Below are 11,466 nucleotides of genomic sequence, written 5' to 3' on the forward strand. Positions count from 1 at the left end.
GCAACCGGGCATGACTGACCGCGTGGACGCCGGCACTCACGACGTCCTGAGGTGATGCCGGGAACACCGCTGCGTGTGCCCACACCTGCAGGCCCTGCCGCCGGACTTCGGTGGTGATCCGCTCGACGAGCTCTCTGTCGAGGTTCGCGTAGATCTTGACCGCGGCCGCACCCGTTCCGCGGGCAAGGGTGACGGCCTCCTCGAGGTCCGTTTCCGCTGTCACCGCCTGCATCCACGGCGCGGCCCCTGGTTCGTAGCCACGGGACGCGACGATCACCCGCGGGTCTTCGTAGAACGAGGGTCCGGCGAACAAGGCGGCGAAACTGACATCTGGTGCGGCGATCTCGAAGTTCCAGGCAGCCCGGCTGAGTTCAGCGATACTGCGCAGGTCGTCGGCCATGTCTCGGACCGTGGTGATCCCACCGAACAGGTCACGCTCCAACTGCGCTTCGGCGAAGGCTCGGTTGGGCGGAGTCGCGAGGTGCTGGTGACTGTCGATCAGGCCCGGTACGACGTACTGACCGGCTAGGTCAACGGTGTCGGCGGAGCTTCGTAGCTCGGCCGGGAAGCTCGACTCGTTGCCAACTGCAACAACCCGGTCCCCGTCGACCAGAAGCGCACCGGCGTGGCAGGCGTGGTCCCCGACACCGGTGAAGAGGTTCGCGTTGCGATAGAGGACGAGACCGGCGCCGTCCTGGTCACCGGTCGGCATGGGCCCAGGCTTCGAGCTCGACCACCCCACCCTGCGGCAGCCCGGCGACTGCGACCGCGGTGCGGGCCGGCAGCTTCTCCCCGAACGCCGGCCCGTACACCTCGTTCATCGCGGCGAAGTCGCGCATGTCGATCAGGTACACGTTCACCTTGACGACGTTCTCGAGTCCGAGCCCCTCGCCGGCCAGTGCGGCCTTGAGGTTCTCGATCGCCTGGGAGGTCTGCGCCTTGATCCCTCCGTCGACGAGCTCACCGTTGCGGAGACCGAGTTGACCGGAGACGGCGACGACCTCGCCGACGCGGACCGTAGTACTGAAAGGCAACTGGAGCGTCATCATCCATCCGTTCGCTGGGGTCTCGAGGTCAGCGAAACTAACACGATATGTTGCTTTCGAGCAACAAACCGTTGCCGTGCCGGGAATCCTGCGCTAGCGTCGGCCCATGCTTCTGCACGTGATCCGACGATTCGCAGTCAGCGTCCTCGTGGTGCTGGGAGTCGTCACGATCACCTTCTTTCTGCTGCGATTGATCAGCCCTTCGCCTGCGCTGGTCGTGCTCGGCGCCAAGGCCTCTCCCGCCGCCGTCGAGGCGTTCAACGCCCAATACGGCTACGACCGTTCGCTGTTCATCCAGTACGTGTCCTACCTCGGCGGGCTGTTCACCGGGGACCTCGGCTATTCCCACAAGCTTGCGCAGAGCGTCACCGACCTGGTCGGGCAGTACCTGGGGAAGAGCGTGTACCTGTCCTCCGCCGCACTGGCCATCGCCGTCAGCGCGGCGATCCCGCTAGGGATCTTCCAGGCCGTCCATCGGAAGAAGCCGATCGACTACGCCGTCACCACACTGAACTTCGTTCTGTACTCCATGCCGTCCTTCTTCCTCGGCATCATTCTCCTGCAGGTCTTCGCGATCACCCTGAATTGGCTCCCCGCTGAAGCCAGCCAGGAGCACAGCACGGTGGCAGTGGTCCTCGACTGGAAGCACATGCTTCTGCCCGTCTTCACCCTCGCCGCGGTCCAACTCGCCGGGTTCTCCCGTTACATGCGATCGTCGGCTCTCGACAACCTCGGACAGGACTACATCCGCCTGGCCCGCGCGAAGGGACTCAGCGAACGGCAACTGCGGTACCGACATCTCCTGCGCAACTCCAGTCTGCCGATGATCACGCTGGTAGGGCTGTCGCTTCCAGCGCTCGTCGCCGGCAGCGTGGTGACCGAAAGCCTCTTCAACTACCCGGGGCTCGGCCTGCTCTTCTTCCACTCGCTGCAGAACCAGGACTACCCCGTCCTGCTGGCCCTCACCCTGCTCGGCTCCGTCCTCGTTGTCCTCGGCAACTTCCTGGCCGACGTCGCCAGTGCCGCCGCCGATCCGAGGATCCGCCGATGACCACGACACATTCCGAAAGCAGTTGGCGGCTCAGCGTCCGCGACTTCGCGAGTCACAGGATGGGCCTGGTCGGGGTCGCGATCCTCGTCATCTTCATCCTGTTCTGCTTCGTCGGCCCGTTGATCTACCGGACCGAGCAGGTGTTCGCGGACCCGCTGCAAAGCTCTCAACCGCCGAGTGCGGAACACTGGCTCGGCACGGACACCGCGGGCTTCGACGTGCTCGGCCGCCTGATGGAGGGAGGCCAGTCGGCACTGCTGATCGGGTTCCTCGCGGCGTTCATCGCCACCGTCATCGGCACCGTCTTCGGCGCGGTCGCCGGCCTGGTCGGCGGCTTCGTCGATGGGTTCATGATGCGGGCTGTCGACATCCTGCTCGCTATCCCGTTCCTGTTCGTAGTCCTGATTCTCGCGACCAAGTACCAGGGAACGGTCGTCTCGCTCAGCTTCGTGATCGGGTTGTTCGCCTGGCTCGTCCCCGCCCGGCTGGTGCGGGGAGAAGTGCTCAGCATCCGCGAACGCGACTACGTCCTGGCGGCCCAGGTGATGGGCAGCGGGAAGGCCCGGATCGTGCGGCGGCACCTGATCCCCAACGCGCTGAGCGTCGTGATCGTGAACGTCACCTTCCAACTCGCCGACGGTGTCCTCGTCGTCGCGTACCTCGGGTTCCTCGGGTTCGGTCTCGCGTACCCCGAAGTGTCCTGGGGCGACATGCTCGCCGGCGCCCAGGACCAGTTGGCGAACGGGAACTGGTGGCTCGTCTACCCGGTCGGCGGCTGCCTGGTCCTCGTCGTGCTCGCCGCCAACTTCGTCGGCGACGCCCTCAGGGACACCTTCGATGTCCGGCTCCGCCGGCGCTAGGGGACCTCGTGAATAACCATGCCCTTACCGTGGCAGGCCTCACGGTCGAGATAGAGCTGTCCCGATCAACCGTGCACGCTGTCACCGACGTCGGCTTCACCGTCGATCGGGGCGAGACGCTCGGCCTGGTCGGTGAGTCGGGCAGCGGCAAATCCACGCTCGGGCTCGCACTGATGGGGCTGCTGCCGGCCGGCGGACGGATCACCGCCGGGTCCGTGAAGCTGGACGGCACCGAACTCGTCGGCATCTCCGACCAGCAACTCCGTGCCGTCCGGGGCAACGACCTCGCGATGGTGTTCCAGGACTCCCAGTCATCACTGAACCCGACCATGACCATCGGCGATCAGGTCGCCGAAGTCGTCATCCTGCACCGCGGCGAGAGTCGCGCGGACGCGCGGGCACGATCGGAGGAACTGCTGGCGCTCGTCGGGCTGCCCAGGCCCGCGGAGCGGATGCGGGACTACCCGCACCAGTTGTCCGGCGGTCAACGGCAGCGGGTCATGATCGCCATCGCGCTCGCCTGTGAACCGAAGGTGCTGATCGCCGACGAACCGAGCACAGCGCTCGACGTCACGATCCAGGCGCAGATCCTCGATCTGCTGGATGAGCTGAAGCTGTCCCTGGGAATGGGGATGGTCCTGATCACCCACGACATGGGCGTCGTCGCCAACCGCTCCGACCGGACGGCAGTGATGTACGGCGGCCGGATCGTCGAGATGACGGACACCGCGCGGCTTTTCGACCAGGTGCGGCACCCCTACACCAAGGCCCTGCTGTCCTCGATCCCACGGCTCGAATCCGTCCCGACCCAACCGCTGAGCACCATCCCAGGCCTTCCGCCGAGCCTCACCGACCCGCCGAAAGGTTGCCCCTTCGCGGCCCGCTGCACCCAGGCGACAGCGACCTGCGAGGAGCAGAACCCGCCGCTCGACGGATCCGAGGGCCACCGGTACGCGTGCTGGAATCCGGTCGACGGACCAGCTCGGAATCTGTTGCCGATCACACCGATCATCCGTGTCCCGGCCGACCCTGCCCGCCCCTTGCTCGTTGCTTCGAACCTGACCCGGGAGTACCGGGTGACCTCGCGCGGCGTCTTCAACCGTCGTCTCGGCACGGTCAGTGCGGTCAGCGACGTGTCGCTGACGATCGCCGCTGGTGAGACGTTCGGGCTGGCCGGCGAGTCCGGGTGCGGGAAGTCCACGCTGGCGCGGATGCTCGTCGGACTTGAACAGCCCGATGGCGGCAAGGTCCGCTACGAGGACCGTGACATCTACGCACTCCGCGGCAAGGCGCTCCGGGTGGCGCGCCGCGACGTCCAGCTGATGTTCCAGGACCCGTTCAACTCCCTCGACCCGCGGATGCGGGTCGGAGAAATCCTGCGGGAGCCGCTGCAGATCCAGCACGTGGGTCGACGACCCGAGCAGAACCAGCGGATCCGTCTCGCGCTGGACGAGGTCGGGCTGCCGGCGAACAGCGTCGAACGCTACCCGCACGAGTTCTCCGGAGGTCAGCGGCAACGGATCGGCCTGGCGCGTGCGCTGATGCTGAACCCGAAAGTGGTCGTCGCGGACGAACCGGTCAGTGCCCTCGACGTGTCCGTCCGTTCGCAGGTCATGAACCTGATGAAGCGGTTGCAGCAACAGCGTGGCATGTCGTCCTTGGTCATCTCCCACGATCTCGCGGTCCTCCGGTACCTCGCGGATCGGATCGGCGTGATGTACCTCGGCAAGCTGGTGGAGGTCGGCCCGGTCGACAGTGTCTATCGAGCGCCGGCGCACCCGTACACAGCTGCCCTCATCGACGCCATCCCTGAACCTGATCCGACCAAGCAGACCGGGCAGAGCGTGTTGCGCGGAGACCTACCAAGCCCTATCGACCCTCCGACCGGGTGCCGGTTCCGGACTCGATGCCCGCTCGCCACGAAGGTGTGCGAAGAGGAGCCGGAACAGCGGGACTTCGGTGGTGGCCATGTAGTCGCGTGCCACCACCCACTCCGGCAGCCGGCAACCGTCTGAAGACAACGCAACTGGAGGTTGGCGAATGCTCACCGGTTACTGCGACCGACTCACCGCGGAGCCCGGGTCGACGGTCACGGTCCACGTCTCGACGGACGCGCCCTTTGTCGACCTTGAACTCACTCGGCTGACCGGGCCCGCCTCGGGTCCGGGGAGACCGTTCGAGCTGCCGGTTCAGCGCATCGATGGCACGAGGAAGCGTGTTGCGGGCACGCGGCAGCGACAGGCCCGTATTGGGTCGTTCGGGTTTGCCGACGGCACAGTTCCCTTGCCGCCGGTAGTCAGCTTCGCCGTCTGGGTCTGGCTCGCCGCTGCGACACCAGGCCGACTTCAGGGAATCCTCGCGAAGCGTGATGCGGACCGGGGTGAGGGCGTTGCACTGGCTTTGGACGAAGAAGGTCGCCCCTGTGTTCTTGCCGGCGACGTACGGCTGACTGCCGGCCGGTCACTTCCGCTGCGCACGTGGTGTCTGCTGGCCGCGGGCTTCGACTCGAGGAGAGGGGAACTGCGGCTGTCGGTCGTCCCCACTCCACGCGCACCAGGCGCGGCCGAACACCTCCGCAGTCAGGTCCCATCCGAAACAGCGGCTCTTGCCTCGTCCGCCCCGCTTCTGCTTGCTGCGTTGGGTTCCCGCGTGTCCGCGGGCAACCAGCTCCCCGACGTCGAGGGTCTGCTCAACGGCAAACTCGAGCGGCCGTTCATCTGCGAGGGATTGCTCGACGCCGAGGAGCTGAAGAGCCTGGCCGCCGACACGATGACTCCACAGGACCTCCCTCTCGTGCATGACTGGGACCTCGGTCACGACACCGACCAGGCCACAGCGATCGATCTGGGTCCTGCGGCGAACCACCTCACTCTGGTCAACGCGCCGGCGCTCGCCGCGACCGGACATCGCTTCGACGGACGACAGCTGTCTCCGACGATCGCCCCTGATCACTACGGCGGTGCGCACTTCCATGAGGGCGACCTCGACGATGTCCGTTGGAGCCCGACCGCGGTCCTCGAGCTACCTGAGTCATTGGCCAGCGGACTCTACGCGGTACGGCTCGAAACGGAGGCCGAGGCCGACCACATCCTCTTGTGCATCTCGCCGCGGCGGGGAGCGTCCAACAAGGTGCTGTTCCTCGTGTCGACGATGACCATGCTGGCCTACGCCAATGCGCGCGTCCCGGGTCTGGCATCCGCCCCCGGCTCGCTCTCGGACGACCGAGCCCTGAACCGCCTCTTCGACGACCACCCCGAATGGGGATCGTCCCTGTATGACCTCCACAGCGACGGCAGCGGGGTCAGTCTCGCGACCACTCGCCGTCCGATCGCTGGGCTGCGCCCCGACTACTGGTCGCGGGTCTCGGAAGAACCGGGCCTGCTCGGCTCACACCTGTCGGTCATTGAATGGCTCGATCGCTTCGGCGTCGACTACGACGTCATCTCCGACCATGACCTGCACACTGGCGGGGCCGAGCTACTGGCCGGCTATCGCGTTGTCATCAGCAGCCCGCATCCGGAGTACGTCTCCGCGGAGATGCTCGACGCCATCACCGAGTTCCAGCACCGCGGCGGATCGTTCATGTACCTAGGTGGTAACGGCTTCTATTGGGTGACCAGTATCTCTCCCAGCCGCCCGCACCTGATGGAAGTGCGCCGTTCCTACAGCGGTAGCCGTGCCTGGAGCAGCGAACCAGGCGAGGTCCATCACGCGACGACCGGCGTTCACGGCGGTCTGTGGCGCCATCGCGGCCGCCCGCCGCAGGCCATCGCAGGCGTCGGCACCGCAGCACTGGGATCCGAACGGTCACATCCCGGCTACCGCTCGTTGCCCGCGGCAAGCGATCCCCGGGTCGGTTTCCTTTTCAAAGACATCGATGTACCAGCGCCGGGGACCGCCGTCTTCCTCGACGGCGCAGCCGGGGGAGAGACAGACCGGGTTGACCCTCAACTGGGAACCCCCGCCCACGCACTGCGGATCGCCACCTCCGAAGGTCTGCACGAAGACACCTTCACCCTGGCCACCGAAGACATCCTGATTCTCGAGCCGGGCCTGGGCCTCGGGACCCGCGACCCACGGGTGCGGTCCGACGTCGTCTTCTACGAGACCGGGTTCGGCGGCGCGGTCTTCTCAGTCGGCTCGATCGCGTGGTGCTCACAACTGCCGGCGAACAACTACGACAACGACGTCGCTCGCGTGACCGCCAACGTCCTCCGCCGCTTCCTCGACCCGGCCCCGTTCGCCACGGACCTCTAGCAGCGACTCACTCGCTCAGCCGGAGTACCAGCTTGCCGCGGACCTCTCGGTTCGCAATGGCGAGCAACGCTTCTTCGACGTCACCGACCGGGACGGCACGGTCGGTGTGGACTGCGAGTGCGCCGGTGACGACTGCGTCCAATGCGCGGGTGGTGGCGTTGGCGAGCATCGCCGGGTCATCACGGAGCCCGGCGTACCCGTGCACAGTGATGCCGTTCCGGTAGAGCTCGCGGAGCGGGACTTCCCCGACGCCGCCTGCGGAGGCACCGAACAGCACCAACCGACCGCCAGGATTCAGGGCACCGATCGCGGCGCCGGTGAAGGGTCCGCCGAGCGGGTCGAACACCACGGTCGGCTGAAACGCCCGTGCGTCGTCCGCGATCAGGTCCGCGTCGCCGACGAGCACGTTCTCCGCGCCGGACCCGGTGATGAAGTCAGCCTTGGCTGACGATGAGGTCTGTCCCCAAACCGTGGCGCCGGCGGCGCGGGCCAGCGACGTGATGAACGAGCCGACCCCACCGGCGGCGCCAAGCACCAGCACGCGGTCGGCCGCGGCGACGTTCGCCAGGTCTTCGACGCACCGGATCGCCGTAGCTCCGGCAATCCCGAGAGACGCCGCCTGGTCGAGCGGCACGGCCTCCGGAACGGGGATGACGGACGCGGCGGGCGCGACGAGAGCGCCGGCCCAGGTACCGTCGCGAGCGGCACCGAATCCGTGGCCGCGGACGATCACCTTTCGACCGTCGAGCATCCCGGCGCCTTCGCTGCCGAGGGTTCTGGGCAGTGGACCGTCCGGAGCTACGGCGCCTCGTGACACATAGAGGTCGACGGGGTTCACAGCGGCGAACGCCATGTCGACCAGGACTTCATCCTGGTCCGGCTCCCGGATTTCGACGGTCTGTACCTGAACCCGGTGGTGGGCCAACAATCTGACCGCGGTTGTCTGCATCCGCTCAGCCTACGAAGAGCTGAGGTTTTCTGCAACAGTTTGTTGCGCTAGTTCAACGATATGTGTAGTCTCGGTCTCATGCGCGAGTCATTCGGCCGAGCGTTCGCCGGCTCGTACCGGTATCTCGACACAGCAACCATCGGAGTGCCGCCGGTCGACGCGGCCGTCCAGCTGCGGGCGGTGGTCGACCGGTGGGAGTCGGGTGGGTGGAATCCGGCCGACTTCGTCGAACCGGCGGAAAGGGCGAACGCCGCCTACGCGGAACTCGTCGGAGCCGGCGTTCGTGGCGTCACCCAAGGTTCCAGCGTCTCAGCACTGGTCGGCCTCCTCGCGGCATCCGCCCCCGACGGAACCCGGGTCCTCGTGCCCGCCGGCGAGTACTCCAGCCTCACCTACCCGTTCCTGGCGCACGGCCACCGGGAGGTGACGGTGACCGAGGTCCCCGTCACGGATCTCGCCGCACAGGCCGCGGCGTACGACGTCGTCGCTGTCAGTGCCGTGCAGTCTGCCGATGGTGCCGTCGCCGACCTCGACGAGCTCCGTCTCGCCACCCAGGACGCTGACACTCAGGTGATCATCGACGTCACCCAAGCAGCAGGGTGGGCGAACCTGCACCTCGACTGGGCGGACGCAGTCGTCGGCGCTGCCTACAAATGGCTGCTCGGCTGGCGTGGCCTGGCGTGGATGTGGTCACCGGACCACGTGCACGGCACTCTCGTCCCGGCATTGGCGAACTGGTCCGCGGGCGCGAATCGCTGGGCGAGCAACTATGGGGCCGAGATGGTCCTCGCGGACGATGCGCGGCGGCTGGACAGCTCTCCTCCGTGGTTCGCACAACTCGCCGCCGCACAGACGATGCCGTGGCTGGCATCGCTGGACCGCGAGGCGGTCGCCGGCCACTGCGTAAGGCTGGCAAACCGGGTGCGGGACGCAGCGGGTCTCGCCAGCTCCGAATCCCCGATCGTCATGCTCCCTTCACTGGAGCTCGGGCCGCGGCTGCGCGATCAGGGCTACCGGGTCGCGGTCCGCCAAGGGGGAGTGCGGTTGAGTTTCCACCTCTACAACACCGACGAGGACGTCGACGGGGTCATCAACGTTCTCCGAGGCAGTCACTGACCGTTGAGCGGTTCGACCTCGCCTGCCTCGATCTCGTTCAAGTACTTGTAGACCGTGAATCTGCTGACCCCCAAGGCCTGACCGGCCAGGTCGACAGCGTCGCGGAGCAGAAAGAATCCACGAACCTTGAGCACCCGCATCACTTCGACCTTCTGGGCCTTGCTCATCATGTCCACCGACGTGCCGACCGACCGGATCGCCGCCGCCAGCACGTCATCGGTCACTTCCCCGACGTTCCGCCGGAAGGTCTCGGTCACCTTCCGCCCCGAGTCCGGCAGGTTGATCAACTGGTCCAGGAGGTCCCGGGCCGCGACCAGCGCGTTGACGTCCTGGTTGATACACAACGAACCCACCGGACGGCGAAAAGACCCGAACAGATGGATACTCGACGAACGGCACCGCCGCCCGTTCGGCAACACCGACTCATAGCCGATCTCGTACGGCGCGATCGTGTCGCTGGCCAGATTCTGCAACGCCAGATCGGTGGCAGGTCCGCCGATGTCCCGGCCACTCAGGTCCCCGCTGATCGCGACGATCGACGCCGGCAACCTGCCGAAGTTGTGCAACACCACCTCGGCGTCCGGCCCGAACACCTGCGCAAGCGGCGCCACCAGAGCGACGTACCGGCTGACGATCTCGTCCGCTTCCTCCCGGTACCGCTGCGCCTCTTCGGTGGAGAAGCCGGTCAGCGCCACGTCGAGCTTGTCGGCCTCCGACGCAGCTGTCGAGTCACTCAGGATCCGGTCTCCTTCCGGCGCCGCGCCGACGCCGCTAGGGCTGCCAACGCTCACTTCGAATCACCGTGGCTCATCCGTACGGCGGCCAGCGTGTAGAACGCCAACTGCTCCCTCAACTGCGCGACCGCGGTCTCGGACAAACCTACCGACCCACCGTCAAGCCAGGAGTCCGCCCGGCGTGCGAGGACCGCATCTCCGCACTCTACAATCCCCCTGACCGTACGGGGAATCAGGTACTTGCTGATCTTCGACCGCACGTCAGGCCAATGCTCAACGAGCCACCCCCACGAAGTATCCGCAGTTCGTGACGCCGTGATCACTGTCTCGATCACCAATGGAACCTGGTCGGCACCGACCTCGTCGTCCAGACACAGCTCCAAGGCCGCGCGTACCAGGTCCGGGTCTCCGGCCAACGTCAAGGCTCCCAGCAGTCCGGTGGCGGACGGTGCCTCCTTCGACAGCTGCCGCACCTCAGTCCACGCTGACCTGTCATCCGACCCGGCCACCGCGGCGCGGGCCAGAACGGCGAGCTGTGCCGGCTCCAGGTGTCGGTCCGGGTGTCGCAGGACGTCCAGGGAATCAGCGGCCAGCGCTTCGTTGCCGAGCACCTCTGTGTGCAGAGCGATCGATGCGGCGGTCCACTCATCCCACTCTTGGCCGTCCACCGGAATGCGTTGCGGGGCGGGGCGGATGTCTGCGAGGTGTTCCACGATGACCGCCCAACGGTCGTTGCCGTGCGCCCGTCGCAGGAATCGGGCGATCCTCGTCAAGAGTTCGAGGCCGGCCACGCCCAACGAATCACCGCCGGATCGAACCCACGTGAACAGCTGTTCGAGTGGCTGATCGCCGCGAAGCGTCGCGTCCCACAGGTCGTCCAGGTGCGCGACCGTCTCCGTCGGCGTCAGCGCGTGCATCGGCGGCTGGCTGTCGTGCAGGTAGCGGGTGCGAAAGAACCCGACCCCTGACGGGTTGACCACCACCCAGTCGGCGGGCCGTGACCACGGGATCCACTGCGAGTTTTCATCAACGATCAGTGCATGCTGGACGACTTGCCCGGCAGTGCTCACGTTGACGGTCACCGGGGTGCGCCGCACGGTGGCCAAGGGATCGCAGACCAAGGTCACCCCGGCGGCGGAGCTGTTCACGATGATGCGCGGGTGGCCCGGATCCGTGAACCATGGAACGAACAGTTCGCTGACGGGTTGGCCGGTCACGCGGTCGAAGGCCTCGAACAGGTCGGTCGAGGTCGCCGTACCGAAAGGACGCTCGCGGAGGTACAGGTTGAGAGCGCGGCGGAACACGTCGTCTCCGACGTGCTCCCGGAGCATGCGGACGAGCGCAGCGCCCTTGCTGTACGTCAAGGTGTCCAACATGCCCTCAACCTGCTGTCGGGAGTGTGCGCCCGACTCCACTGGCCGCGCGGACGGGATCGCGTCGAGTGCCAGCGCCC

At 66.7% G+C, this 11,466-nt stretch carries 10 protein-coding genes; 5 read left to right on the forward strand and 5 right to left on the reverse strand.

The features are described 5' to 3' along the window. Both VFG33_RS08875 and VFG33_RS08880 read right to left on the reverse strand, forming a co-directional pair. Nucleotides 1-712 (reverse strand): amidohydrolase family protein (locus VFG33_RS08875; protein ID WP_325024337.1); only part of this gene is annotated, 712 nt, incomplete at its 3' end. After that, on the reverse strand, nt 699-1,046 hold the full coding sequence (locus VFG33_RS08880) for a Rid family hydrolase (RefSeq protein WP_325024338.1): 348 nt from the start codon (nt 1,044-1,046) through the stop codon (nt 699-701). The genes VFG33_RS08875 and VFG33_RS08880, both read right to left, overlap by 14 nt. A gap of 106 nt (nt 1,047-1,152) precedes the next feature. Between VFG33_RS08880 and VFG33_RS08885 the strand changes: the two genes are divergently transcribed. The 4 genes from VFG33_RS08885 to VFG33_RS08900 all read left to right on the forward strand — a co-directional run bounded on the left by VFG33_RS08885 (nt 1,153) and on the right by VFG33_RS08900 (nt 7,214). Next, entirely contained in the window at nt 1,153-2,097 is a 945-nt protein-coding gene (locus VFG33_RS08885) for an ABC transporter permease (RefSeq protein WP_325024340.1), read from the forward strand. Beyond that, a complete protein-coding gene (locus tag VFG33_RS08890; protein WP_325024342.1) occupies nt 2,094-2,957 on the forward strand; it encodes an ABC transporter permease in 864 nt (287 codons plus the stop codon). The genes VFG33_RS08885 and VFG33_RS08890 overlap by 4 nt, the downstream gene beginning before the upstream one ends. 29 nt (nt 2,958-2,986) lie before the next feature. Continuing rightward, entirely contained in the window at nt 2,987-4,972 is a 1,986-nt protein-coding gene (locus VFG33_RS08895; RefSeq protein WP_325024344.1) for an ABC transporter ATP-binding protein, read from the forward strand. 634 nt (nt 4,973-5,606) lie between these two features. Beyond that, complete coding sequence (locus VFG33_RS08900; protein WP_325024346.1) at nt 5,607-7,214, forward strand: N,N-dimethylformamidase beta subunit family domain-containing protein; 1,608 nt, start codon at nt 5,607-5,609, stop codon at nt 7,212-7,214. A 7-nt stretch (nt 7,215-7,221) separates the two neighbouring features. On the opposite strand, the gene VFG33_RS08905 is transcribed toward VFG33_RS08900, so the two are convergent. Then, on the reverse strand, nt 7,222-8,163 hold the full coding sequence (locus VFG33_RS08905) for a quinone oxidoreductase family protein (RefSeq protein WP_325024348.1): 942 nt from the start codon (nt 8,161-8,163) through the stop codon (nt 7,222-7,224). Between the two features lie 78 nt (nt 8,164-8,241). Here VFG33_RS08905 and VFG33_RS08910 point away from each other — a divergent pair, with 78 nt between their 5' ends. After that, complete coding sequence (locus tag VFG33_RS08910; protein ID WP_325024350.1) at nt 8,242-9,279, forward strand: aminotransferase class V-fold PLP-dependent enzyme; 1,038 nt, start codon at nt 8,242-8,244, stop codon at nt 9,277-9,279. Here the strand turns inward: VFG33_RS08910 and VFG33_RS08915 are convergent. Together VFG33_RS08915 and VFG33_RS08920 are read right to left on the reverse strand one after the other, a co-directional pair. Then, nucleotides 9,273-10,070, reverse strand: coding sequence for a helix-turn-helix transcriptional regulator (locus tag VFG33_RS08915; RefSeq protein WP_325024352.1), 798 nt, complete (start codon nt 10,068-10,070; stop codon nt 9,273-9,275). The genes VFG33_RS08910 and VFG33_RS08915 overlap by 7 nt on opposite strands. Beyond that, the gene (locus VFG33_RS08920) at nt 10,067-11,461 is read right to left on the reverse strand and encodes a M1 family metallopeptidase (protein WP_325024354.1); all 1,395 of its coding nucleotides are present in this window, start codon (nt 11,459-11,461) and stop codon (nt 10,067-10,069) included. Before VFG33_RS08920 ends, VFG33_RS08915 begins: the two co-directional genes overlap by 4 nt. Nucleotides 11,462-11,466 lie beyond the last annotated feature (5 nt).

The sequence above is a fragment of the Kribbella sp. genome (assembly GCF_035687465.1).
In the GTDB taxonomy this organism is placed as follows: domain Bacteria; phylum Actinomycetota; class Actinomycetes; order Propionibacteriales; family Kribbellaceae; genus Kribbella.

What these genes read in the sequence shown, in the direction of transcription:
- VFG33_RS08880 (WP_325024338.1), bottom strand. Translation starts at nt 1,046, where the DNA reads ATGACGCTCCAGTTGCCTTTCAGTACTACGGTCCGCGTCGGCGAGGTC.
- VFG33_RS08890 (WP_325024342.1), top strand. Translation starts at nt 2,094, where the DNA reads ATGACCACGACACATTCCGAAAGCAGTTGGCGGCTCAGCGTCCGCGAC.
- VFG33_RS08905 (WP_325024348.1), bottom strand. Translation starts at nt 8,163, where the DNA reads ATGCAGACAACCGCGGTCAGATTGTTGGCCCACCACCGGGTTCAGGTA.
- VFG33_RS08910 (WP_325024350.1), top strand. Translation starts at nt 8,242, where the DNA reads ATGCGCGAGTCATTCGGCCGAGCGTTCGCCGGCTCGTACCGGTATCTC.
- VFG33_RS08885 (WP_325024340.1), top strand. Translation starts at nt 1,153, where the DNA reads ATGCTTCTGCACGTGATCCGACGATTCGCAGTCAGCGTCCTCGTGGTG.